At 72.1% G+C, this 23,602-nt stretch carries 18 protein-coding genes; 9 read left to right on the top strand and 9 right to left on the bottom strand.

The genetic code is table 11. The features are described from left to right. Nucleotides 1-12: 12 nt before the first annotated feature. Genes IO29_RS06910 through IO29_RS06900 form a run of 3 tightly spaced genes read left to right on the top strand, consistent with a single transcriptional unit; the run spans nt 13 to nt 4,995 of the window. A complete protein-coding gene (locus IO29_RS06910; RefSeq protein WP_030377807.1) occupies nt 13-1,947 on the top strand; it encodes a cellulase family glycosylhydrolase in 1,935 nt (644 codons plus the stop codon). Next, on the top strand, nt 1,944-4,271 hold the full coding sequence (locus IO29_RS06905) for a glycoside hydrolase family 3 N-terminal domain-containing protein (protein ID WP_078618096.1): 2,328 nt from the start codon (nt 1,944-1,946) through the stop codon (nt 4,269-4,271). The genes IO29_RS06910 and IO29_RS06905 overlap by 4 nt, the downstream gene beginning before the upstream one ends. Further along, nucleotides 4,249-4,995 (top strand): vWA domain-containing protein, encoded by a 747-nt coding sequence (locus IO29_RS06900; protein WP_030377805.1) that lies wholly within the window; start codon nt 4,249-4,251, stop codon nt 4,993-4,995. Before IO29_RS06905 ends, IO29_RS06900 begins: the two co-directional genes overlap by 23 nt. Before the next feature lie 16 nt (nt 4,996-5,011). Here IO29_RS06900 and IO29_RS06895 read toward each other — a convergent pair whose 3' ends face one another. From IO29_RS06895 to IO29_RS06880, 4 genes are all read right to left on the bottom strand, one after another. After that, entirely contained in the window at nt 5,012-6,067 is a 1,056-nt protein-coding gene (locus IO29_RS06895) for a LacI family DNA-binding transcriptional regulator (protein WP_051707353.1), read from the bottom strand. Between the two features lie 79 nt (nt 6,068-6,146). Then, complete coding sequence (locus IO29_RS06890; protein ID WP_234307396.1) at nt 6,147-7,019, bottom strand: carbohydrate ABC transporter permease; 873 nt, start codon at nt 7,017-7,019, stop codon at nt 6,147-6,149. Further along, complete coding sequence (locus tag IO29_RS06885; RefSeq protein ID WP_078618095.1) at nt 7,016-7,978, bottom strand: carbohydrate ABC transporter permease; 963 nt, start codon at nt 7,976-7,978, stop codon at nt 7,016-7,018. The genes IO29_RS06890 and IO29_RS06885 overlap by 4 nt, the downstream gene beginning before the upstream one ends. 12 nt (nt 7,979-7,990) lie before the next feature. Further along, nucleotides 7,991-9,325 carry an ABC transporter substrate-binding protein gene (locus tag IO29_RS06880; protein WP_030377801.1) on the bottom strand — a complete coding sequence of 445 codons (1,335 nt, stop codon included), beginning with the start codon at nt 9,323-9,325 and terminating at the stop codon, nt 7,991-7,993. A 193-nt stretch (nt 9,326-9,518) separates the two neighbouring features. Between IO29_RS06880 and IO29_RS06875 the strand changes: the two genes are divergently transcribed. Both IO29_RS06875 and IO29_RS06865 read left to right on the top strand, forming a co-directional pair. Next, nucleotides 9,519-11,678, top strand: coding sequence for a hypothetical protein (locus IO29_RS06875; RefSeq protein ID WP_199806845.1), 2,160 nt, complete (start codon nt 9,519-9,521; stop codon nt 11,676-11,678). Next, nucleotides 11,675-13,411, top strand: coding sequence for an amylo-alpha-1,6-glucosidase (locus IO29_RS06865; RefSeq protein ID WP_051707350.1), 1,737 nt, complete (start codon nt 11,675-11,677; stop codon nt 13,409-13,411). The genes IO29_RS06875 and IO29_RS06865 overlap by 4 nt, the downstream gene beginning before the upstream one ends. A 133-nt stretch (nt 13,412-13,544) precedes the next feature. Here the strand turns inward: IO29_RS06865 and IO29_RS06860 are convergent, their stop codons facing one another. Both IO29_RS06860 and IO29_RS06855 read right to left on the bottom strand, forming a co-directional pair. Continuing rightward, nucleotides 13,545-13,760, bottom strand: coding sequence for a DUF4177 domain-containing protein (locus IO29_RS06860; RefSeq protein WP_030377798.1), 216 nt, complete (start codon nt 13,758-13,760; stop codon nt 13,545-13,547). Nucleotides 13,761-13,909: 149 nt separating this feature from the next. Further along, nucleotides 13,910-14,332, bottom strand: a complete 423-nt coding sequence (locus IO29_RS06855; protein WP_030377797.1) for a secondary thiamine-phosphate synthase enzyme YjbQ — start codon at nt 14,330-14,332, stop codon at nt 13,910-13,912. Nucleotides 14,333-14,429: 97 nt separating this feature from the next. Here IO29_RS06855 and IO29_RS06850 point away from each other — a divergent pair, with 97 nt between their 5' ends. Next, nucleotides 14,430-15,515: an NAD(P)-binding domain-containing protein gene (locus tag IO29_RS06850; RefSeq protein ID WP_030377796.1), complete on the top strand. Its 1,086-nt coding sequence runs from the start codon at nt 14,430-14,432 to the stop codon at nt 15,513-15,515. A gap of 98 nt (nt 15,516-15,613) precedes the next feature. On the opposite strand, the gene mltG is transcribed toward IO29_RS06850, so the two are convergent. Both mltG and IO29_RS06840 read right to left on the bottom strand, forming a co-directional pair. Further along, nucleotides 15,614-16,477, bottom strand: coding sequence for an endolytic transglycosylase MltG (gene mltG, locus IO29_RS06845; RefSeq protein ID WP_030377795.1), 864 nt, complete (start codon nt 16,475-16,477; stop codon nt 15,614-15,616). A 43-nt stretch (nt 16,478-16,520) separates the two neighbouring features. Then, the gene (locus tag IO29_RS06840) at nt 16,521-18,323 is read right to left on the bottom strand and encodes an ABC transporter ATP-binding protein (RefSeq protein ID WP_030377794.1); all 1,803 of its coding nucleotides are present in this window, start codon (nt 18,321-18,323) and stop codon (nt 16,521-16,523) included. A gap of 193 nt (nt 18,324-18,516) precedes the next feature. Between IO29_RS06840 and IO29_RS06835 the strand changes: the two genes are divergently transcribed. Beyond that, on the top strand, nt 18,517-18,954 hold the full coding sequence (locus tag IO29_RS06835; protein ID WP_051707375.1) for a MarR family winged helix-turn-helix transcriptional regulator: 438 nt from the start codon (nt 18,517-18,519) through the stop codon (nt 18,952-18,954). Here IO29_RS06835 and IO29_RS06830 read toward each other — a convergent pair. Beyond that, nucleotides 18,951-19,706, bottom strand: coding sequence for a hypothetical protein (locus IO29_RS06830; protein ID WP_051707374.1), 756 nt, complete (start codon nt 19,704-19,706; stop codon nt 18,951-18,953). The genes IO29_RS06835 and IO29_RS06830 overlap by 4 nt on opposite strands. Nucleotides 19,707-19,981: 275 nt before the next feature. On the opposite strand from IO29_RS06830, the gene IO29_RS06825 reads away from it, so the two are divergent. Further along, a complete protein-coding gene (locus IO29_RS06825) occupies nt 19,982-21,823 on the top strand; it encodes an ABC transporter transmembrane domain-containing protein (RefSeq protein ID WP_030377791.1) in 1,842 nt (613 codons plus the stop codon). Further along, nucleotides 21,820-23,601, top strand: a complete 1,782-nt coding sequence (locus tag IO29_RS06820) for an ABC transporter ATP-binding protein (RefSeq protein ID WP_030377790.1) — start codon at nt 21,820-21,822, stop codon at nt 23,599-23,601. Before IO29_RS06825 ends, IO29_RS06820 begins: the two co-directional genes overlap by 4 nt. Nucleotide 23,602 lies beyond the last annotated feature (1 nt).

Genomic DNA, 23,602 nt, shown 5'->3' with positions numbered 1-23,602 from the left:
CCGAGAAGGACCATGCGACGCCACAGCGCCCAGCTCACCCACCAGTCCGACGTCCTGCCCTGGCTCGGCGCCAACTTCTGGTCCCGCACCGGGGGTCCGCTGATGTGGCGGAACTACGACCCGAAGACCGTCCGCGAGGAGCTGCGGGTGCTGGCCGAGCACGGCCTGACCATGACCCGGTCCTTCTTCTACTGGCCCGACTTCCACCCGGAGCCGCACCGGATCGACGAGGAACTGTGCGCGCGGTTCGAGGACTTCCTCGACGCGCACCGGGAGGCGGGCATGGGGACGGTGCCCACGTTCATCGTCGGGCACATGTCCGGGGAGAACTGGGACCCGGCCTGGCGCGGCGGCCGGGACCTGTACGAGGACGTGTGGATGGTGGGCCGGCAGGCGTGGTTCGTGCACCGCATGGCCCGCCGGTTCAAGGACCACCCGGCGGTCACCGGCTGGCTGATCACCAACGAGATGCCCGGCTACGGCCGGATCTACCAGGTCGACCCGCCCTCCTCCGACGTGGTGACGGCGTGGGCGCAGGCCATGTGCCACGCGGTGCGCGCGGCCGGGGCCACCCAGCCGGTGTCGCTGGGCGACGGCGCCTGGGGCATCGAGGTGACCGGCCGCGACAACGGCTTCTCACTGCGGGAGACCGCCGAGTACGTCGACTTCGTGGGCCCGCACGTGTACCGCTCGGACACCGACCGGCCGCGTCAGCACTACCGGGCCGCCTTCGAGTGCGAACTGGCCTCGGTGACCGGGCAGCCGGTCGTGCTGGAGGAGTTCGGCCTGTCCACCGACACCGTCTCGGCGGCCAACGCGGGCGTCTTCTACCGCCAGACCCTGCACAACTCGCTGCTCGGCGGGGCCACCGGGTGGATCGCCTGGAACAACACCGACTACGACGACCTGTGGGACCAGTCCCCCTATGACCACCACCCCTTCGAGATGCACTTCGGCATCACCGACTCCACCGGCGCCCCGAAGGAGCCGCTGCGTGAACTCGCGGCCTTCGCCGGGGTGTTGAGGTCCGTCGACTTCGCCCGCTGCACTCGCGCCGACGCCGACGCCGCCCTGGTGGTGCCCGCCTTCCTCGAACGCGGTTACCCCTACAGCCGCCCCGCCGACCGGCCGCTCATCTTCACCTCCCTGCACCAGGGTTACGTCACCGCGCGCGCCGCCGACCTGCCCGTGGCCCTCACCCGCGAGGCCGACGGTCTGCCCGGCGAGGCGTCGCTCTATCTGCTGCCGGCCACCCGGCAGCTCACCACCCGCACCCGCCGCGAGCTGGCCCGCCGGGCCGAGGCGGGCGCCACCGTGTACCTGTCCTTCTGCTCCGGCGAGCACCCGGCCACGCGCGGCCCCTGGTTCGACGACCTGGACGGGCTGTTCGGCGTGGAGCTCGGGCTGTCCTACGGCGTGGCCGAGCCGATCGAGGACGACGTGCTGGAGATGACGTTCACCGAGGACTTCGGCGGGCTGCGGGCGGGCGAGGTGCTGCATGTGCCGGTCGCCGGGAACGAGGACAGCCGGGCCTATCTGCCGGTGGTGCCCCGGGCGGCCCGTGTCGTGGCCGTGGACGCCCACGGCCGGCCGGCGCTGCTCGTGCACGAGACGGGGGCGGGACGCACGGTGCTGGCCACGTACCCCCTGGAGCACATGGCGGCCCGCACCCCGCACGCCAACCCGGACGCCACGCACCGCCTGTACCAGGCGCTGGCGGAGGTCGCGGGCATACGGCGGCCGGTCACGGTCACCGACCCGCATGTCTCGGCGGATGTGCTGGTCCACGCCGACGGACGGCGTTTCGTGTGGCTGGTCAGCCAGAGCGCCGCGCCGCTGACCGTCACCCCGGCCGCCGAGGGCACACTGCACGCGCTGGAGGGCGGCGCCCCCGTCACGGACGTGGCGCTCGACGGGTACGGGGTCGCCGTGCTGGAACTGCGATGACGCTGCCCCGCTATCTGGACGCCGCCGCCCCGGTGGCGGACCGGGTCCGTGACCTGCTGGGCCGGATGACACTCACCGAGAAGGTCGGCCAGGTCAACCAGCGCATGTACGGCTGGCACGCCTACGAGCGCGCCGGGGACGGCCATCGCCTCACCGCCGCCTTCCGCGCGGAGGTCGCCGCCTTCGACGGCATGGGCGCGCTGTACGGGCTCCAGCGGGCGGACGCCTGGTCGGGGGTCGGCTTCGCGGACGGGCTGGACGCGCGGGACGGCGCCCGGATGGCGGCCGAGGTGCAGGGTTACGTCCGCGCGCACACCCGGCTCGGCATCCCGGTCCTGCTGGTGGAGGAGATGCCGCACGGCCACCAGGCCCTGGACGGCACCGTGCTGCCGGTGAACCTGGCGGTCGGCGCCACCTGGGACCCGGAGCTGTACGCCGAGGCGGCCGAGGCCGCCGGCGCCGAACTCCGCGCCCGGGGCGCGCACCTGGCGCTGGTGTCCGCGCTCGACCTGGTGCGCGACCCGCGCTGGGGGCGGGCCGAGGAGTGCTTCGGGGAGGACCCGTACCTCGCGGCCCGGCTGACCGAGGCGCTGGTCGAGGGGGCGCGGCGGGCCGGGGCGGGCGTCGTGCTCAAGCACTTCGCCGGCCAGGGCGCCACCGTCGGCGGCCGCAACAGCGCGGCGACGGAGCTGGGCGTGCGGGAACTGCACGAGATCCACCTCACGGCGGCACGGGCGGGCGTCGCGGCGGGCGCGGCCGGGGTGATGGCGGCGTACAACGAGTTCGACGGCCTGCCGTGCGTGGCGAACAGGTATCTGCTGACGGAGCTGCTCCGGGAACGCTGGGGCTTCGACGGCGTCGTCATGGCGGACGGCACCGCCGTGGACCGCCTGGTCCGGCTGACCGGCGACCCGGTGTCGGCGGGCGCCCTGGCCCTGGACGCCGGCTGCGATCTGAGCCTCTGGGACGACTGCTTCACGCGGCTGGGCGAGGCGGTGGAGCGCGGGCTGGTGTCCGAGGCGGCGCTGGACGCGGCGGTGGCCCGTGTCCTCACGCTGAAGTTCCGCCTGGGCCTGTTCGAGGCGCCGTCGGTGCCTGGGGATGCTCAGGAAACCGTGACGCTGCCGGCTCTGAGTGAACGCCTCGCCCGTGCCTCGGTGACGCTGCTGTCCCACGAGGGCGGGGTCCTCCCCCTGTCCCCCGCCGTACGGCGGCTCGCGGTCCTCGGTCCGAACGCCGACGCCCTGGCGCGGCAGCTCGGCGACTACACGGCACCGCAGCGGCCCGGCGCCGGGATCACCGTCCTGGAGGGCATCCGCGCGGCGGCGGCGCCCGGCACGGAGGTGGTGCACGCGCGGGGCTGCGAGCTGGTGGGCGACGACGTCTCGGGCGTCCCGGCGGCCGTCTCGCTCGCGGCCGGCTGCGACGTGGCGGTGCTGGTGCTCGGCGGCTCGAGCGCCCGCTCCGCCGACACGGTCTTCGACGCGAACGGGGCGGCGGTGACCGGCTCCGGGTCACCGTCCGGCATGACGTGCGGGGAGGGCGTCGACCTGGCGGACCTCGCGCTGCCCGCCGGTCAACGGGCGCTGCTGGAGGCGGTGTCGGCGACCGGTACCCCGGTCGTCGTGGTCCTGGTCCAGGGCCGCCCGCACGCCGTGCCGGACGTCTCCGCCACCGCGTCGGCCGTACTGAGCGCCTGGTACCCGGGGCCCCTGGGCGGACGCGCGGTGGCCGACGTCCTCTTCGGCGCCTGCGAGCCACGCGGCCGCCTCCCGGTGTCCGTCCCCCGCTCGGCCGCCCAGCTGCCGGTCTTCTACAACGCCAAGGACCACCGCTACCGGGGCTACGTCGACCAACCCGCCCTGCCTCGGCACGCGTTCGGCCACGGCCTGTCGTACACGACCGTCGAGTACGGCCCGCCCCGGCTGTCGACGCGCCAGGTCACCGCCGACGTCCCGGCCCTGACCTGCCGGGTCACCGTCCGCAACACCGGCCCCCGCCCGGCCCACGAGACGGTCCAGCTCTACCTGCACCGTCTCACCGGCGCCACGTCCTGGCCCCGCGTCCGCGAACTGCGCGGCTTCACCCGCCTGACCCTCGCCCCCGGCACGGAGGCCGAGGCGGTCTTCACGGTCGACGGCGACACCCTGGCCTCCGTCGACCGCACCCTGCGCCTCACGGTGGAACCCGGGGAAGTACTCCTGGAAACGGGCCCGGCGTCGGACCGGACGCAGGGGGTCCGATTGGAGATCCTGGCACCGCCCGCCACGAACGCCGGCGGGCAGGCACCATCATGGGGCGATGGTTTCGACGAACGGCAGTGAGCGCACGGCGGGTGTCAGCCTCACCAAGATGCGGGAGAAGGCGCCCGACCTGGTCGATCTGTACAAGGCGGCGGGCTCCAGCGTCCGCAGGCACGGCCTGGAGGACGTGCGGGCCGCGGTGTACCTCGTGCTGGACCGCTCCGGGTCCATGCGGCCCTACTACCGGGACGGCACCATGCAGCACCTGGCCGAACAGGTGCTGTCCCTGTCCGCCCACCTCGACGACGACGGGACCGTACCGGTGGTGTTCTTCTCCACCGACGTCGACGGTTCCACGGACCTGACCCTCGGCGGACACCGCGGCCGTATCGACAAGCTGCACGAGAACCTCGGCCACATGGGGCGCACCAACTACCACTGGGCCATGGACGAGGTCATCGACCACTATCTGGAGTCCGGCAGCGACTGCCCCGCCCTGGTCGTCTTCCAGACCGACGGCGGTCCCACCAGCAGACAGGCCGCCGAGCGCTATCTGTGCAAGGCCGCCCGTCTGCCGCTGTTCTGGCAGTTCATCGGCTTCGGCGACCCCGACGACAACGAGTTCGCCTTTCTGCGCAAGCTGGACACCCTCGCCGTTCCGGCCCGCCGTGTCGTCGACAACGCGGGTTTCTTCCATGCCGGACGGACGCCGCGGGCCCTGGCGGACCAGCGGCTCTTCGACCAGTTGCTGCGGGAGTTCCCTGACTGGCTGGCCGCCGCCCGGGGCGCCGGGATCGTGCGGTGAGAGGTCCGGCCGCGGGTCAGCCGCGTCCGGGTGCCGGCGCCGTGGAGGCGCGTACGCGCAGCTCCGGTTCGACGAGGATCTCGTCGTTGCTGACCGGACGGTTGGCGATCAGGGCGGTGACGAGGCGGCCGATGTTCTCCGCGATGCGTTCGATGGGCTGGCGGACGGTGGTGAGGGGCGGGCCGATGAAGTCGAGGACCGGGGAGTCGTCGTAGCCGACGACGGAGACGTCCGCAGGGACGCGCAGTCCGACGCGTTCGGCGGCGCGGTAGGCGCCGAAGGCCATCTCGTCGCTGGACGCCACGATGCCCGTGGTGTCCCGGGCGAGGAGGGCCGCGGCGGCCTGCTGGCCGCCCTCGACGTTGAACTGCGCGCGGGCGACGGCTGTCTCGGGGTCGAGGCCGCGCCGCTCCAGGGCCTGGCGGAACCCTTCGACGCGCCGGTCGGCGGGGAGGTTGCCGGTGGGCCCGGCGAGGAGGCCGATGCGGCGGTGCCCGAGGTCGTAGAGGTGCCCGACGGCCAGTTCGGCGGCGCGCCGGTCGTCCGTGGAGACGACGGGCGCGGCGGACTCGGGGAAGCCGCCGTTGATGCTCACGTAGGGGATGCCCCGGGACTCGACGAACTGGACCACGGGGTGGTCCTCGTCGCGGAGGGTGTTGCTGGAGGAGAGGAAGACGATCGCCGCGACACCGGCGTCGACGAGCGACTCGACGTAGTCCCGTTCCCTGGGGGTGCCGGGGTACACGGGGCAGATGATCGACGTCAGCCCGTACGGGTTGAGTTCGTTCTCCACGCGTTCGGCCTGCTGCGCGAAGATCGGGTTCTTCAGGTTGGGCGTGAGCATCAGGACGAGCCGGTTGTCCAGGGGCCGTTCGTAGCCGACCTGTCTCAGCGCCTCCTCGACCGCCTGCCGGGTGGCCGGTGAGACGCCGTACTTCCGGTTGATGACACGGCTGACGGTGGCTTCGCTCACGTCGGCGGCGCGGGCCACCTCGGCGAGTGTGGTCGTGCCGACGGGTGTGCGGGACCGCGGCCGCCGCTTCGGCAGTTTCGCGTCCTTCGCTGCCGTCATGTCAAACCTCCGGTCCAAGCCAGTGCGTGTGCGTGTGTCGTGCCCGGGCGCGGTGTCCCCCGGCGTCCCCTGCCGGTGCTCACTGTTTCACGGAGCCGGCCAGCAGCCCCGCCACGAAGTAGCGCTGTAGGAAGGCGAAGAGGACGAGGACGGGCACGACGGAGATGAGGGTGCCGGTGAGCAGTTGGCCGTAGTCGGTGGACTGCACGCCGTGCAGGGTGGCCAGCGAGACCGGCAGGGTGTACGCCTCCGGGGCGCGCTGCACGATGAGCGGGTACACGAAGTCGTTCCACTGCCCGAGGAACAGGAAGATGGCGAGCGCGGCCAGCGCCGGCCGCATGGTGGGGACGACGATCCGGAAGAAGATGCGGAACTCTCCGGCGCCGTCGACACGGGCGGCCTGGAGGAGTTCGTCGGGCACGGACTGCATCGCCTGCCGCATGAGGAAGATACCGAACGGCAGAGCGAGGTTCGGCAGGATGAGGCCCTGGTAGGAGTTGAGCCAGCCGAGCGCGACCATCATCTTGAACAGCGGGACGAGCGTGACCTGCCCCGGCAGCGCGAGGGAGGCGATGATCAGCGTGAACAGGGCGTTGCGGCCCCGGAAGCGGAACTTCGCGAAGGCGTACCCGGCGGTACTGCACACCACCATGCCGAGCCCGGTGTAGACGAGCGACACGACGAGGGAGTTGCGCAGCGCGTCGCCGAACCGCAGCGTCTGGAACAGTCCGGTCAGGTTGGTCCAGAAGCGGCCGCCGGGCAGGAGCGCCGGGGGCGAGGAGAAGATGTCCTCGGTGGAGTGCGTCGTCGCCACCACGAGCCAGGCGAACGGGGCGAGCATGAAGACGGCGCCCACGGCGACGACGGTGGTGAGCACGGCGCTGAGCGACCTGGCCGAACCGGATCGCCCCGGCCGGGTCCGGCGCGGTGCCGGGAGCGGGGTGGGCGTCACTGGACACGCCTCCTCAGGACGAGCATCTGGATGACGGAGACGGCGGTCACGATCAGGGCGAGGACGTACCCGATCGCGGAGGCGTACCCGAAGTCGAAGTTCTTGAAGGCGCTGTTGTAGAGGTACATGCCGATGGTGAGCGTGGCGTTGTCCGGGCCGCCGCCGGTGAGGACGTACGGCTCGTCGAAGAGTTGCAGGGTCCCGATGGTCGACAGCACGACGGTGAGCAGGATCGCGGGCCGCAGCCCCGGCAGGGTGACGTGCCAGAACTGGCGGCGCCGGCTCGCACCGTCCATCTGGGCCGCCTCGTACAACTCCCCCGGGATGGACTGGAGTTGGGCGAGATACATGACGGTGTTCTGGCCCGTGTAGTGCCAGGTCATGGACAGCACGATCGAGACCTTGGCCCAGAACGGGTCGGTGAGCCACGGGATGCGGGGCAGTCCGACTGAGGTGAGGGCGTAGTTGATGAAGCCGTTCTGGTAGTTGAGGAGTGCGGAGAACAGGATTCCGTAGGCGACGAGGCCCATGACGATCGGGATGAAGTAGGCGACCCGGAAGAAGGAACGCCACTTCAGCAGCTTGGAGTTGAAGGCGACGGCGAGCAGGATCGACAGGGTGAGCATCACCGGCACCTGGACGACCAGGATCTCCAGGGTGTTGCGCAGGGCCGTCCAGAAGAGCGGATCGTGGAGCAGCCGCGTGTAGTTGGCGCCGCCCGCCCAGGTGGTGACGCCCCCGACGTTCTTCGTGAAGCTGAGCCAGAGGGCGTAGCAGACCGGGTAGATCTTGAAGCCGAGGAACAGCACGAGCACGGGCGCGAGGAACACGAAGGGGGTCGCCCGGGCGCGCAGCGTCGGGGCGAAGGGCCTGCGACGGTGCGGTGCGTGGCCGGGCCGGCCGGTGGGGGCGGCCCCGCGTGCGGAGGGCCGGTGGCCGGCCTTCATCAGGTTCGACATGGTCTCCGCCGATCAGTTCGCCGCGATCTTCCGGCCGGTCTGCCGCGCGAGCAGTTTCGCCGCCTTGTCGAGCGCCGTCGCGGGGTCCGCGCCCTTGACGAGGACCTGCGTCTGCGCGTCGTCGTAGACCTTCAGCGCCTTGGGGAAGTCCTTGGTGTAGTGGTCCGGGGGCGTCTTCTGGGCGAGGGCGGTGGTGATGAGGTGGTTGGTGTCGAGGCCGAAGTAGGGGTTCGTCTCCTTGAAGCCGGCCGTCTTCCACATCGGCTCGTAGCTGGGGAAGAGCCCGCTGCCCTTGGCCATCACCTTCTGTCCCGCGGCGGTGGCCAGGCTGTACTTGACGTAGTCGTAGGCGAGCTTCTGCTTCTTGCTCGACTTGGCGACGGTGAGGTAGGTGCCGCCCGCGAAGGAGGCGGTGTAGCCGCCCTCGTGCATCGCCGGGGACGTCCGCACGCCCCACTTGCCCTTCATCTCGGGTGCCGTGACCGGGAAGCTGCCGATCATCCACGAGGCGCCCGGCATGAGTGCGACGGGCGACTGCCCCTTCATCTGTGAGGTGGTGCCCTGGCTCTGCGGGATGTCGGTGACGAGCCCCTTGTCGTTCGCCTCCTTGAGGAAGGTGAGCGCGGCCAGGCTGCCCTTGTCGGAGAGCGTGATCTCGCCCTTGCCGTTGAAGAAGAACGTTCCTTCCAGGCGGGCGAGCATCTCGAAGAAGTTCGCGGAATCCGCCTGCGAGGCGGCCTTGTCGACGGCGAAGAGGTTGGCGCCGGTCTTCTTCTTGATCTTCACGCCGGCGGCGAGCATCTGGTCCCAGGTGCGGATCGAGTCGATGTCGACCCCGGCCTTGTCGAACAGATCCTTGCGGTAGTAGAGGAGGTTCGTGTTGGACTCGAAGGGGATGCCGCGCTGCTCCCCCTTCGCGTTCCGGCCGCCCTTCCACAGGCCGCTGGGGAAGTCCTTCGCCAGCGCGTCCGCACCCCTCGCGCTGAGGTCGGCGAAGCCGTCGGGGAACGTCTCCAGGTAGTTGTCCATGTAGTCGCCGCCGATGTCCATGACGTCCGGGAGACCGGTGCCGCCGGCAGCCATGCCCGAGGTGATCTTGTCCCAGATCGCCGGGTTGCCGACGTCCTGCACCTTGATCGTGACACCGGGGTGGTCCTTCTCGAACGCCTTGGCGGTGGCCTTCATGCCGGTCGCGGGCGCTCCCCAGGCCCAGGCGGTGAGGGTGTCCTGCCCGGCGTCGTCCGAGTCCGCCATGGAACAGCCGGCCAGCGGACCTGCCGCGAGGGCCGTGCACACGGCGACTGCTCTCACCCGGGTGTACCGGCGGCGCTGTGGAGATGCGGTCATGGGCTTCGATCCTCCTCGATCGAGGTGTGGTGGGCGTCATCATGACGCGCTTGCCAAGCCCTTGCAAGATTCCCTTGCAAATTTACTCAACGGATTTGCATACTGGCCGTCGGCCCGCGGCAACTGCCGCTCCGGGCCGGGCATTCACCGCACGCCGCCCCCATGCCTCCGCGTGAAAGAAGCCGGGACACCGATGTCATTCCTCGCCCCAGAGCCGCCACCGGCCACCGACGGGACCACGGCACGCCTCGACGCACGCACCTGGTCGGTGACGGCGGCGCAGGGCACGGAGGCCGGGATCCGCTTCACGCTCCCCGGCGGCCCCGCCGTGCTGCTGGACGCCGCGGGGGACGACCGGTATCTGCTGCCGGCCGACGGTTCCTCGCCCGTCGAGCTCCTGGGCTCCGGCGCCTGCTGGCTGCTCCCGGCGGACCCGGACGCGGCGGAACCCGCGTGGCACCTCCTCGCCGACGGCCCGATCGGGCTGCGCGTGGACGGCGACGGCCGCACGGTCACCGTCCACGCCCCCTCGGCCACACTCGTCGCGCACCGGGCCCGGCCGCACGCCGACGTCGACGGCGCGGAGTTCACCCTGGACCTCCCCGGCGCCCAGGCACTCGCCGACGCCCTCGCGGGCTTCTACTGGGGCACCGTGCTGCCCTGCGTCGTGGAACGCACCACCGCGGCCGGCTACCCGGACCCGGACGGCTATGTGATCAGCACACTCGCCGACACCTATGTCGGCACGTACCCGGACGTCGACCACGAGTTCCAGATCAAGGCCCGGCTGGCCTGGGGAAGCCGCACCGACCAGGACGTCGTACGGCGGATGATCGACCTGCAACTCCGGCTGATGCGGGAGGACCCCCAGCAGCTGTGGCGGGACCCCTGCGCCGTCCAGCCGGACGGCGACCGCGAGTACCACGTGCGCCGCGCCAGCGCCGACGGCTCGCGGAACGCCGTCATGTTCCTGGTCACCGGCAATGTCGAGGTGCTGGAGTCGGCCTGGCTGTACTACGCCCGCACCAAGGACGCCGACTGGCTGCGCGACCGCGTCGAGGACCTCGAGGGCGCGGCCTCCTGCGTCGTCGGCTGCGTGGACCCGCTCGGTCGCCTGTGGTCCGACGTGTACTACGAGGACCAGGTCATCAAGGACGGCCGGGAGACCATGGCCGCGTCACTCGCGGCGCACTCCTTCCTGCTCCTCGCCGACCTGGAGGACGTGCTCGGGCGTGCGGAACAGGCACGCCTCTACCGGGAGTTGGCCGGGCGCCTCGGCGAGGCCGTGCGCGCGCCGCTGCCCGCCGGGTACTGGGACGGCGGCTCCCGCCGCTTCGTCGACTGGGTCGACCGCTCCGGACGGGTGCACGACCATGTGCACCTGCTCGCCAACGTGCTCCCGGCCATGTTCGGCCAGGCGGACGCCGTACAGACCGCGCACGTCCTCGCACTCGTCGACGGCGAACTCGAGGAGTTCCAGCGCTTCCCGACCTTCCTCGCGGCCCGCGTGGCGGACTACACCGACGACGAGATCGGCGACGGCGGCCCCTACGACCTGTGCGCCGCGGGCCGCTACTGGTGCTGGGACGCCGCCTTCTGGTCGTGGCGGCGCGACGGCGCGATGCTGCGGCGGCAACTCGACACCGTCGCCGCGCAGGGCGCCAGGGACGGCTATGTCATGGGCGAGCGCTACGACATGGACCACGTCCACTACGTGGACGGGTCGGACTGGCACGGGGCCGCGCACTACTACGAGTACCCGTGCGTCTTCGCCTGGGTGCTCTTCGCCGAGTACCTGGGGGTGCGCGCGTCCCTCACGGCGGACCTGCGCCTGGCGCCCCGGGTCGTCGGACGCGGGACGGTGACGCTGGGTCAGCGGGCGTACCAGCTGACGTACCGGATCGACGAGGACGGCTTCGAACTCGTGAACACGGCGGGGCACGCGCGGACGTTCGAGGTGGACCTGTCGGGGGTCGGCGGGACCGGCTCTTCGGGGGTGGCGGCTGGGGGTGCGCCGGTGGCGCCGGGGAGTGGGCCGGTGGCGCCGGGGAGCATGCGGCCGGGCGCGGGCTTGGGCTCGGGTCTGGGGATGGGCTCGGGTCTGGATTTGGGCCCGGCTTTGGACTTGGGCTCGGCTCTGGACATGGGCCCGGGTCTGGACAGGGGTTCAGCTCTGGACGTGGGCCCGGGTCTGGACAGGGGTTCAGCTCTGGACGTGGGCCCGGGTCTGGACTTCGGCTCGGGCTTGGGCGCGCCGCGCACGGTCCGGCTCGGGCCGGGTGAGTCGTGCCGGATGGCTTTGCCGGCACCGGGTGGGCCGGCCGTGCGTACCGGAGCGGAGGCCCGCGCATGAGCAGCGACGCCACCACACTCGCCATCGACCTCGCCACGACACCCTTCAGCCGCCGCGGGTCCTACTTCGCCCTCTCCCGCGTCACCGGCCGGCCGGCCCCCGGCATCCATCTGCGCACCGTCCGCGGCGACGCCCGCCACCGCGAGATCGTCCGCCTGCTCCTGGACGACGACACGGAGGCGGCCTCCCACACCGCAGCGGGCCGGCTGACGCTCCACCGGGGCGGCACCCGCGCCGACATCGTCCTGGACGGACCGGACCGCGCCCAGCTCCTCGTCACGGGCGGCTCGCTCACGCTCGACTTCCGCACGCCCTCCCCGTACGACTCCGTCCTCCAGGAGAGCGAGCGCACCTGGCGGTTCATCGACAGCGGCGCCAACCGGAACTACAGAATCCGGGTGTTCGGCGGCACCGTCCGCTTCGGTGCCCGCTGGGAGCGCACCCGCAACTCGCAGGCCCGGCTGACGGCCGACGCACGGCAGGGCACGGCGACGATCGTCATCGACGAGTACGGCAGCGCCGTGCCGACCCGCCCGGTCGCGGACCCCGCCACCGTCGCCGCGGCCGCGCAGTCCGACTTCGACGCGTGGTGCCGCACCCACGGCGGCGACGCGTGCGACGACCCGGCGCTCGATGCCACCGTCCGGCTCGCCGCGTTCGTCACCTGGGCGGCGCTCGTACCGGCGGGCGGCGTCCTGCGGCGCGAGTCGATGCTGATGTCCAAGATCGGCATGACCAACGTCTGGAGCTGGGACCACTGCTTCAACGCGATGGCGCTGTGGCGGGACCCGCGCGCCGCCGCCGGCCAGCTCCTCGCCGTCTTCGACCACCAGGACGAGCACGGCTGCCTCCCCGACTACGTCAACGACGCGGGCGTCGAGCGGAACTTCGTCAAACCCCCGGTCCACGGCTGGTCGGTGGCCCGCCTCATGGACCGGGGCGGACTGGACGAGGACACCGTCGCCGCGCTCTACGAGCCGTTGCGCCGGTGGACCGAGTGGTGGTTCGCCCAGCGCGTGTACGGCGAGGACGGCATCCCCTCGTACAACCACGGCAACGACTCCGGGTGGGACAACGCGACCACGTTCGGCGTCGGCGTGCCCGTGCAGAGCCCGGACCTGCTCGCCTACCTCGCGGTGCAGATGCGGACGCTGGCGCGGATCGCCGGGCGCCTCGGCCGCGACGGCGAGGCGGCGGCGTGGACGGAACGGGCCGGCCGTACCGTGCGGACCCTGCTCGACCGGTTCTGGACGGGTGAGCGCTTCATCGCCCGGTCCACCCTGACCGGCCGGCCCATCGACTCGGACAGCCTGCTCACCTTCATGCCCCTCGTCCTCGGCGACCTGCTCCCGCCGCAGGTGCGCGACACCACCGTGCGCAGGCTGCTCGACGGCGGCTACCTCACGCCGCACGGCCCGGCCACCGAGCCGCCGGGCAGCGCCCACTACGAGGCGGACGGCTACTGGCGTGGGCCCGTCTGGGCGCCCTCGACGATGCTGCTGGCCGACGGGCTCCGGCACAGCGGGCACCCCGGCCTGGCCGACGACATCGAGTCCCGGTTCATGGCGGTCTGCGCGGCCTCGGGCATGGCCGAGAACTTCGACGCGCTGACGGGCGCGGGCCTCCGCGACCGCAGCATGACGTGGACCGCGTCGGCATACCTCTGGATGGCCTCCGCACACGCGGACGACCGGGCCGCTGCCGGTCACCGCCTCCACGGACGCACGACCTGAACCACCGCGGAACCGGCACGGTGCGGGTGCGGTGCGGCGGCCGGCTCGGCGCGGAACCGGGAACCGGGAACCGGCGCACCGCATCGTGCCGGTTCCGCACTGTGCCGGTTCCGCACCGTACGGAGCGCCCCGGTCAGCCGCGCGGGCGCTCCAAGGTCAGCAGCAGCCCCTCGACGGCGCCGGGGCCTATGCGCCCCTTGACGTCGGCGGCGGTGATGGCCTTGAGCTGCCAACCGTCCTCGGCGTGCTTGTTCAGCACCTTCTCCAGCTTGTCGCTGTCCAACGCGTCCCCGACCAACGACTCCCGGAAGGTGACGACCTTGTACTCGTACGCGTAAGAGCTGCTCATGGTTGCGCGGTCCTCCTGCCGGCCAGGCCGGATAGGCGTCGGATTACCGGGGCCAGCCAATCATCCCCGGCCGCCCCCACGCACGGCCGGGCACCAGCCGCGCCCAGCAGGGAGCGCTCACCAGGCCGCCCGCCCCCACACACAGACGGTCACCCCAGGAAACTGAGCCGGACCTGACGGTCGGGATTGTCCTCGTTGGTGTCGACCAGGCAGACGGACTGCCAGGTGCCGAGCTGGAGGGTGCCGTCGATGACCGGGAGGGTGGCGTGGGGCGGTACGAGGGCCGGGAGGACGTGGTCGCGGCCGTGGCCGGGGCTGCCGTGGCGGTGCTGCCAGCGGTCGTCGGCGGGCAGCAGCGTGTGCAGGGCGGCGAGCAGGTCGTCGTCGCTGCCGGCGCCGGTCTCGATGATCGCGATGCCCGCGGTGGCGTGCGGGACGAAGACGTTCAGCAGGCCGTCGCGGCCCGCCGCGGTCTCGCGCAGGAAGGCCTCGCAGTCGCGGGTGAGGTCGACGACCCTCTCCGAGCTGCCGGAGGACACGTGCAGAACATGGGTGGCGAAGGCATCGGGCATGCTCCCATCCTCACCCGCGCGCACGCTTTCACACCCCTCGGCTCGCCCGCCGGGACGGGCCGGGAAGAGCGGCACCCCGAACGAGGTTAGTAGAAACATGAACGACAGTGGGGTGCGCGAGGTCGAGGTCGTGGTCGTCGGTGCCGGGCAGGCGGGACTCTCCGCCGCCTACCACCTGCGGCGCACCGGCTTCGAGCCGGAGACCGGTTTCGTGGTCCTGGACCACGCCCCGCGCCCGGGCGGCGCCTGGCAGTTCCGCTGGCCCTCGCTGACGTACGGCAAGGTGCACGGGATGCACTCGCTGCCGGGCATGGAGCTGACGGACGCGGACCCGGAACGCCCCTCCTCCGAGGTGATCGCCGACTACTTCGCCGCATACGAACGCACCTTCGATCTGCGGGTGCGGCGCCCGGTCGACGTCCGCGCCGTACGCGAGGGCGAGAGCGGCCGGCTGCGCGTGGAGTCCTCCGCCGGTGTCTGGTCGACGCGGGCGCTGATCAACGCGACCGGCACCTGGGACCGGCCCTTCTGGCCGCGCTACCCGGGCCAGGAGACCTTCCGCGGACGGCAGTTGCACACCGCCCAGTACCCGGGCCCCGAGGAGTTCGCCGGGCAGCAGGTGATCGTGGTGGGCGGGGGCGCTTCCGGGACCCAGCACCTGATGGAGATCGCCCCGTACGCCGCCGCGACCACCTGGGTCACCCGGCGTCCGCCGGTCTTCCGCGACGTTCCGTTCACCGAGGACCTGGGGCGGGCGGCCGTGGCGCTGGTCGACGAACGGGTGCGCCAGGGGCTGCCGCCGAGAAGTGTCGTCTCGGTGACCGGGCTGCCGCTGAACGACGCGGTCCGGCAGGCGATCGCCGACGGCGTCCTGGACCGCCGGCCGATGTTCGACCGGATCACGGAGAGCGGCGTGGAGTGGGACGACGGGCGGCGCGTGGCCGCCGACGTCATCCTGTGGGCGACCGGGTTCCGGGCCGCCGTCGGGCACCTCGCCCCGCTCCGGCTGCGCGAGCCGGGCGGCGGCATCCGCGTCGAGGACACCCGCGCGGCGGCCGACCCCCGCGTCCATCTCGTCGGCTACGGCCCCTCGGCCAGCACGATCGGGGCCAACCGGGCCGGCCGGGCGGCGGTCCGGGACATCCGCCGACTGCTGGCGGCGGAGCCAGCGGCAGCCGCCTGAGCCGCCCGCCCGGGACCGGCCCGGGCCGGGCACAAGCCGGGCGTGGGCGTGCGCTGGCCGTGCGTGGGCCGGACTCGGGCCGGCATGCGGCGGTCGCGTCAGCGCGGCGCGGTGGGCGACGGCGTGCCGCTCGCCCGCAGCCGGTTGAACTCGGCCACGTTCCGCCGGTGTTCCTCGTAGCTCCCGGTGAAGCGGGTGTCGCCCGGCTTGACGGTGACGAAGTACAGCCAGTCCCCGGGCGTCGGGTTCCGCGCGGCCCGCAGCGCGTCCTCGCCCGGGTTGGAGATCGGGGTCGGCGGCAGGCCCATCCGCCGGTACGAGTTGTAGGGGCTGTCGATCTTCGTGTCGGCCGTGGAGACGACCGGTGCGAAGCGGTGCAGCGCGTAGTTGAGGGTCGAGTCCATTTGTAGGGGCATGCCCCGCTGGAGCCGGTTGAGGACGACCCGGGCCACCTTGCCCATGTCCGCCTTCCGGTCGGCCTCCGCCTGCACGATGCTCGCGACGGTGACCGTCCGGTAGGCGGTGCTCGCGGTGGGCCGTGCCCCGGCGGTGTTCCGGCCGCTGTCGAACTTGTCGTGGGCGGTGTCGACCATGAACCGCAGCAGGGACCTCGGCGTCGTCTTCCCGTCGATCGGATACGTCGCCGGGAAGAGGTAGCCCTCTGGGTTGCCGTGCGCCTCCGCCGGCAGCTGCAGGTCCACCTTGGGCACGGACTTCGCGGTGCTGCCCGCGGGCAGTCCGAGTGCCTTGTCCACGGCCGCGTAGACCTGGCTCGCCCGCCGTCCTTCCGGGATCACGAGTGTCCGGGGCCGCTGCTCCCGGTCCCCGCCGCCCAGGGTCAGCAGCGGTACCGCCACGGCGGCGGCCGCGAGGACGGCTCCGGTCGCGACGAGGGCGGCACGGCCGCGGCGGGTCAGACGGACCGTGCTCCTCGTATTCCATGGCGGGATGTGCGTCGGCATACGGGCACCGTAACCCGGTCATCGCCACAAACCTGGCATATCGTCATCCTGTCGGCTCCAGTTGGGCGTCCCGGTGGACGAGTGCCGCGTACCGGCCGCCCCGGGCCAGCAGCTCCTCGTGCGTCCCGCGTTCGACCGTGCGGCCGGAGTCGAGGACCACGATCTGGTCGGCGCCGCGGACGGTGGAGAGCCGGTGGGCGATGGTCAGCGTGGTGCGGTTGGCCGACAGCGCGTCGATGGCCTCCTGCACGGCGTGCTCGGTGCGGGTGTCCAGGGCGCTGGTCGCCTCGTCGAGGATGAGCACGGGCGGGTCGCGCAGGATGGTGCGGGCGATGGCGAGGCGCTGTTTCTCCCCGCCGGAGAACCGGTGGCCGCGCTCACCGACGACCGTGTCGTACCCGTCGGGCAGGGACGCGATGTGGTCGTGGATCTGTGCCGCCCTGGCCGCCGCGTACAACTCCTCGTCGGTGGCGTCGGGCTTGGCGAATCTGAGGTTGTCGGCGACCGAGGCGTGGAAGAGGTACGTCTCCTGGGAGACGACGCCGACCGCGCGGGCGAGCGTGTCGAAGTCGAGGTCGCGCACGTCGATGCCGTCGAGGGTGACCCGGCCGCCGGTGACGTCGTACAGCCTGGGCACCAGGTAGCTGAGCGTGGACTTGCCGGAGCCGGTGGGTCCGACGACGGCGAGGCTGCCGCCCGCCGGAACGCGGACGTCGATGTCCCGCAGGACGGGTCCGCCCTTGTCGTCGTAGGCGAAGGTGACGTCCTCGAAGCGGATCTCGCCGTTGACCTCGTCCAGGTGGACGGGGTTCTCCCGCTCGGTGATGTCGATGGGCAGGTCGAGGTACTCGAAGATGCGCTGGAACAACGCCAGCGAGGTCTGGATCTGCACACCGGTGGCGAGCAGGCTGACGGTCGGCCGGAACAGGCCCTGCTGGAGCGAGACGAAGGCGACCAGGGTGCCCAGGGAGATCGACGGTCCGCCGATCTGGAGGGCGATGCCGGCGACCCAGTAGATGAAGGCGGGCATGGCGGCCATGACGACGCTGATGACGGCCATGCGCCAGCGTCCGGCCATGTTCGACCGCACTTCGAGGTCGACGAGGCTCTCGGACTCCTTGGCGAACGAGTGGGTGAGGGAGTCGGCGCGGCCCATGGTGCGCCCGAGCAGGATGCCGCTGACGGAGAGCGACTCGGTGACCGTGGCGGCCATGGCGGCCATCTGCTTCTGGCGCTGGGTGGCGATTCTCTTGCGTTCCCTGCCCACCCGGCGGCTGATCCAGACGAAGACCGGCAGCAGGACCAGCGAGGCGACCGTGAGCCGCCAGTCGAGCGCGACCATGGCGATGACGGTGGCGACGACGCTGGTGACGTTGGAGACCAGGGAGGTCGCGGTGGAGGTGACCGTCGCCTGCATGCCTCCGATGTCGTTGGCGATGCGGGACTGCACCTCGCCGGTGCGGGTGCGGGTGAAGAACGCGAGCGACATGCGTTGCAGCCGGCCGTAGACCTCGGTGCGCAGGTCGTGCATGACGCGCTGGCCGACGGTCGTGGAGACCAGGGTCTGGAGGACGCCGAAGACGCTGGTGACGACGGCGCTGAGGATCATGCCGAGGGCCAGCAGGCTCAACAGGCCGGTGCGGCCCTGCGGGATCGCGACGTCGAGGATCTCCCTGAGCAGGAAGGGTGTCGCGACGGTGACCAGCGAGGAGGCGCCGACCAGGAGGCCGACGACCGCGAGCCGGCCGCGGTAGGGCTTGAAGAGTCTCAGGATGCGGCGCACCTGCCGGGGCTGGTCGGTCGAGGTGCCGGGGGACGGGGTCCAGGTGATGTCGTCGTGGGGCATGGCTCCTACGGGTGGTGAGACGTCGATGACAGACGGAGCATAGCTCACTGTTACCTATACTCACAATGAACTTGGTCCTGATATTGTTTCCGTCATGACCACGTCCGGCCCCGCCGACCACGACGGCCCGTCCCACCACCACGAGGGCCCGTCCGACCGTTCCGAAGCCGAAGGGCTGCTCGCCGAGCAGTTGATGCGGCTCACCCGTCGGGTGCACCGCATTCAGAAGCATCATCTCCAGCAGCGCAATCTGGGCATCACCCCCGCCCAGTCCCGGCTGCTGCGCACTCTCGCGCACTACGGTGAGCCGCCGCGCATGGCGGACCTCGCCGCCCGGCTCGAGGTCGTGCCGCGGGCCGTGACGACGCTGGTCGACGGGCTGGAGGCGAGCGGCAAGGTGCGCCGGGTGCCCGATCCCACGAACCGCCGGGTCACCCGGATCGAACTCACGGACGACGGGCTCGCGTCGCTGCGCGAACTGCGCGCGGCACGGCGGTCGGCGGTGGAGGAGATCCTCGCCCCCCTGACGGGCGATCAGCGCACGGCGCTGGAGGACCTGCTGGACGCGCTGGTTGAGGGCCGGCACGGCGACGGCGCCCATGCCGCGCCGCCGCCGGGGCACGCCGGCTAGGCGGCCTTCAGATCGGCCTTGTCGCCCATGACCACCACCGGGTGCTGGGCCGGGTCGAGCGTGCGCAGCAGGTACTCCATGCCGGACTTGGACAGGCTGACGCACGCGGAGGTGCCGCTGCCGTGGTCCATGTGCAGCCAGATGCTGCCGCCCTTGGACTGTCCCTCGGGGCGCGTCGGATCGTTCGGCGAGGTGCCCTTGACGCGGTTGTAGTCGATGGCGATGACGTAGTCGAAGTCGTGCCAGTGCGACTTCGACCAATAGTGCGGCGCCTGGAAGGACCCGGACTGGGTGTACGGCAGCTTGGCGCCGGGGTCCGCGAGGACGCCGCCCGCGTCGCTGAGCGTGAACACCCCCACGGGGCTGCGGTTGTCGCCCTCGTGGTGGTCGGTGGTCCAGCCCTTCTTGCCGTTGTGTCCCTGCCAGGTGCGGGTCTGGTCCCACGTCGAGCCGTGCTTGGTGTACAGAACGATCGTGGAGCCGATCGCGTTCCGGCCGTCGCCGTAGACCGCCACGACCTGACGGGAGGTGGCCGGGATCCGGCTTTGCAGCCGGTCGCCGACGTCCGGAATGGCCTTCAGGTCAGTCGTACGCGCCTTGGCCCGATCGGTGCGGGCGGCCGCCGCACCGTCGGCCTTCGCCTTGCCCCCGCCGTCCGAACCGCCGCACGCCGACAGGGACATCAGCAGGACACCACAGGCCGCGGCCGCGACCCCGGCCCGTACCGCATCCTTCACACCGCCTATTCGCATGCCGTCCATCGTCCCACCGTCTTCCGGACGATTGCGCACGGCCCCTCGTTTGTCGGCCGATTGGGGATGCCTTGTGACAGCTTCGGGAAACAGCGGGGCCGGGGACGCGGAAAAACCCCTTGCTTTCCGGCACTCCGCGCGGCGAACCTGACACGGTTTGCTGCGGACCCGGCCACCGGCCCGCCCCGGCCCGTCCACCGCGGCGGACCGGAGCCGCAACCGCATCCCGAGCACCACCCGCCCCGCCCGAGCCGCACCCGAACCGCTGGGACGTCATGCAGATCCAAGACCTTCCGTATTCCGATCCGGGCGTGCCGGACGCACGTTCGGGTCCCCGCTTCCTGTGGTGGCTCTTCCGGAACCAGCTCGGCGGGCAGGTGCGGAGCCTGCTGTGGGGCCTGCTGCATTTCCTCTCCGTCTCCGGGCTGTCCTTCTGTGTCGGCCTGGCCGTGCAGGCCGTCGTCGACCGTTCGGGGACCCGGCTGGCCTGGACGGGCGGTCTGCTGGCGCTGTGCGGCGCGGCCATCGCCCTGGGCGACACGATGCTGCACCGCACCGCGGTGACCAACTGGATCACCGCGGCCGCCCGCGTCCAGCAGCTACTGGCCCGCAAGGCCGCCCTGATCGGCTCGGCGCTCACCCGGCGGGTGGCCGCCGGCGAGGTCGTCGCGGTCTCCACCGGCGACGTCGAGAAGATCGGCTGGCTGGTCGAGTCCGTCTCCCGGTTCACCGCCGCGGCGGTCACCGTGGCCGCGGTGTGCGTGGCCCTCGTCGTCTACCAGCCGGCGCTCGGCCTGATCGTCGCCCTCGGCGTACCCGTACTGGCGCTCGCGGTGCTGCCGCTGCTGCCGCGCGCCACCCGGCGCGCCGACGTCCAGCGCGAGAAGGCCGGCCGCGCCACCGAACTGGCCTCCGACACCGTCGCCGGGCTGCGGGTGCTGCGCGGCATCGGCGGCGAGGAGCTCTTCCTGGACCGCTACCGCCGGGCCTCCCAGGAAGTGCGCAGGGCGGCGGTGCACAACGCTCGTATGTGGTCGCTGATCTCCGCCATCCAGGTACTGCTGCCCGGACTGCTGCTGATCGCGGTGGTCTGGCGGGGCGTGGCCCTGGCGCGGGAGGGCCGGATCGAGGTCGGCGAGCTGGTCACCGTGTACAGCTCGGTGCTGCTGCTGACGTATCCGCTGCAACACTTCGAGGAGTTCGCGATGGCGTACTCCTTCTCCCGGCCCTCCGCGCAACGGGCCGCCCGGGTGCTGGCCCTGGAACGGGCCACCGACGCCGAGGGAAAGGGCGGGGCCGTCGTGCCCTCCGGCGATCTGTACGACCCCGCGACCGGACTGCTCGCCCCCTCCGGCCGGCTGACCGCCGTGGTGTGCGGGGATCCGGACGCGGCGGGCCTGCTGGCCGAACGGCTGGGCGGGCACCCCGCCGAGAAGAGCACGTCGGTGCTGCTCGGCGGCGTGGCGCTGGACGAACTGCCGCTCGACGTCGCGCGCACCGCCGTCCTGGTGCAGGACAAGGACCCGGTGCTGCTCTCCGGCACGCTGCGCGAACTGCTCGACGTGCCCGCCTCCGGTCTCGTGGGCAGCGAGGAGGCGCTCGCCGCCGCCCAGTGCGGTGATGTGCTGGACGCCCTGGCGCAGGCCTCGCCGTCCGCGCGGGAACCGATGGAGACGCGGATCACCGAGCGCGGGCGCTCCCTGTCGGGCGGGCAGCGCCAGCGCCTCGCCCTGGCCCGGTCACTGCTCACCGACCCGGAGGTACTGGTACTGGACGAGCCGACCTCCGCCGTCGACGCGCACACCGAGGCGCGGGTCGCCGAGGGTCTGCGCTCCCTGCGGGCCGGCCGTACCACCGTCGTGTTCACCTCCTCCCCCCTGCTCCTGGACCGGGCTGACCGGGTGGTCCTGGTGCACCGGGGCGAGGTCGCGGCGGTCGGTGTGCACCGTGAGCTGGTGTCCACCGACCCCCGGTACCGGGCGGTCGTGACCCGCGAGACCGATGAGGAAGCCGCCGCCCAGGCGGACGCCGGTGCCCCGGACGGAACCGGGCCGGACACGGGAGACGCCTCCCTGCGGGCGGACGGCGTACGCGAAGAGATCGAGGAGAACGCATGATCGGCGTGGCGCCCCCGGCGTACGACCCGGCGGCCCCGACCACGGCGCACACCCTGCCCGTCGGCGCCCCGGCCACCGTGCGCGCGTACGTCTTGGAACTGTTCCGGCGGCACCGCCGGGCCTTCTTCCTGCTCATCACGGTGAACACGGTCGCCGTGGTCGCCTCGATGGTGGGCCCGTACCTGCTGGGCGGGCTGGTCGAACGGGTCTCGGGGCACGCCGGTGACATCCATCTGACGCGTACCGTCGCGCTGTTCGTGGTGGCGCTGGCCGTCCAGGCCGTGTTCGTGCGGGAGCTGCGTCTGCGCGGCGCGGTGCTCGGCGAGCGGATGCTGGCGGATCTGCGCGAGGACTTCCTCGTGCGCTCCGTCGGGTTGCCGCCCGGGGTCCTGGAGCGGGCCGGGACCGGTGACCTGCTCTCCCGGATCACCACCGACATCGACCGGCTGGCCAACGCGATGCGCGAGGCCGTCCCCCAGCTCGCGATCGGCGTGGTGTGGGCGGCGCTGCTGATCGGCGGCCTCGCCGTGACGGCACCGCCGCTCGCGCCGGCCGTGCTGCTCGCCGTGCCGCTGCTGGTGGTCGGCTGCCGCTGGTACTTCCGGCGGGCGCCGTCCGCCTACCGCTCCGAGGCCGCCGGTTACGCCGCCGTCGCCGCCGCGCTCGCCGAGACCGTGGACTCCGGGCGGACCGTCGAGGCACACCGCCTGGGCGGACGCCGGATCGCGCTGTCGGAGCTGCGTGTCAGGCAGTGGACCGCGTGGGAGCGGTACACGCTCTGGCTGCGGTCGGTGCTCTTCCCGGTCGTCAACGTCACCCATACGACGGTCCTCTGCTCGGTGCTGATGGTCGGCGGCGTCTTCGCACTCAAAGGCTGGATCGACGTCGGGCAGCTGACCACCGGAGCACTCATCGCGCAGATGCTGGTCGAACCGGTGGGGCTGATCCTGCGCTGGTACGACGAGTTGCAGGTGGCCCAGGTCTCCCTGGCCCGTCTGGTCGGTGTCCGCGACATCGAGCCGGCTGCGGGCGACGGTTCGCTGTCGCCCGAGGGCCGGGACATCCAGGCCGACCGGGTGCGCTTCGGCTACCGGGAGGGCGTCGACGTGCTGCACCAGGTCTCGCTGGCGGTCGCACCCGGAACCCGGCTGGCCCTGGTCGGACCGTCCGGCGCGGGCAAGTCCACGCTGGGCCGGCTGCTCGCCGGGATCTACGCCCCCCGCGAGGGAGCGATCACCCTCGGCGGCGCCGAACTGTCCCGGATGCCCGCCGAGCGGATCCGTTCCCATGTCGCCCTCGTCAACCAGGAGCACCACGTCTTCGTCGGCTCCCTGCGCGACAACCTGCTGCTCGCCCGCACCGACGCCCAGGACGCGGAACTGTGGGCGGCACTGGCAGCCGTCGACGCGGACCGCTGGGCGCGGGCGCTCGCCGACGAACTGGACACCGAGGTGGGCTCCGGCGGTTTCGCCCTCACGCCCGCCCAGGCCCAGCAGATCGCCCTTGCCCGGCTGGTCCTCGCCGATCCGCACACCCTGGTCCTGGACGAGGCGACCTCGCTGCTCGATCCACGCGCCGCCCGCCATCTGGAGCGTTCGCTCGCCCGGGTGCTGGACGGCCGCACCGTCGTCGCCATCGCCCACCGGCTGCACACGGCGCACGACGCGGATGTCATCGCCGTGGTCGAGGACGGCCGGATCAGTGAGCTCGGCAGCCATGAGGAGCTGGTGGCCGCCGACGGGGCGTACGCGGCCCTGTGGCGTTCCTGGCACGGATGAC

Origin of the sequence: Streptomyces sp. NRRL F-6676 (assembly GCF_000725625.1) — a bacterium.
Lineage (GTDB): Bacteria > Actinomycetota > Actinomycetes > Streptomycetales > Streptomycetaceae > Streptomyces.
This window is presented reverse-complemented; position numbering and strand designations above follow the sequence as displayed.

Excerpts from the sequence above, each read along its gene's own strand:
- IO29_RS06825 (WP_030377791.1), top strand. The coding sequence starts at position 19,982 with ATGCAGATCCAAGACCTTCCGTATTCCGATCCGGGCGTGCCGGACGCA.
- IO29_RS06880 (WP_030377801.1), bottom strand. The coding sequence starts at position 9,325 with ATGACCGCATCTCCACAGCGCCGCCGGTACACCCGGGTGAGAGCAGTC.
- IO29_RS06895 (WP_051707353.1), bottom strand. The coding sequence starts at position 6,067 with ATGACGGCAGCGAAGGACGCGAAACTGCCGAAGCGGCGGCCGCGGTCC.
- IO29_RS06900 (WP_030377805.1), top strand. The coding sequence starts at position 4,249 with ATGGTTTCGACGAACGGCAGTGAGCGCACGGCGGGTGTCAGCCTCACC.
- IO29_RS06820 (WP_030377790.1), top strand. The coding sequence starts at position 21,820 with ATGATCGGCGTGGCGCCCCCGGCGTACGACCCGGCGGCCCCGACCACG.
- IO29_RS06855 (WP_030377797.1), bottom strand. The coding sequence starts at position 14,332 with ATGCCCGATGCCTTCGCCACCCATGTTCTGCACGTGTCCTCCGGCAGC.
- IO29_RS06860 (WP_030377798.1), bottom strand. The coding sequence starts at position 13,760 with ATGAGCAGCTCTTACGCGTACGAGTACAAGGTCGTCACCTTCCGGGAG.
- IO29_RS06840 (WP_030377794.1), bottom strand. The coding sequence starts at position 18,323 with ATGCCCCACGACGACATCACCTGGACCCCGTCCCCCGGCACCTCGACC.
- IO29_RS06910 (WP_030377807.1), top strand. The coding sequence starts at position 13 with ATGCGACGCCACAGCGCCCAGCTCACCCACCAGTCCGACGTCCTGCCC.
- IO29_RS06830 (WP_051707374.1), bottom strand. The coding sequence starts at position 19,706 with ATGCGAATAGGCGGTGTGAAGGATGCGGTACGGGCCGGGGTCGCGGCC.
- IO29_RS06885 (WP_078618095.1), bottom strand. The coding sequence starts at position 7,978 with ATGTCGAACCTGATGAAGGCCGGCCACCGGCCCTCCGCACGCGGGGCC.
- IO29_RS06835 (WP_051707375.1), top strand. The coding sequence starts at position 18,517 with ATGCGGCTCACCCGTCGGGTGCACCGCATTCAGAAGCATCATCTCCAG.
- mltG (WP_030377795.1), bottom strand. The coding sequence starts at position 16,477 with ATGCCGACGCACATCCCGCCATGGAATACGAGGAGCACGGTCCGTCTG.
- IO29_RS06875 (WP_199806845.1), top strand. The coding sequence starts at position 9,519 with ATGTCATTCCTCGCCCCAGAGCCGCCACCGGCCACCGACGGGACCACG.
- IO29_RS06905 (WP_078618096.1), top strand. The coding sequence starts at position 1,944 with ATGACGCTGCCCCGCTATCTGGACGCCGCCGCCCCGGTGGCGGACCGG.
- IO29_RS06850 (WP_030377796.1), top strand. The coding sequence starts at position 14,430 with ATGAACGACAGTGGGGTGCGCGAGGTCGAGGTCGTGGTCGTCGGTGCC.
- IO29_RS06865 (WP_051707350.1), top strand. The coding sequence starts at position 11,675 with ATGAGCAGCGACGCCACCACACTCGCCATCGACCTCGCCACGACACCC.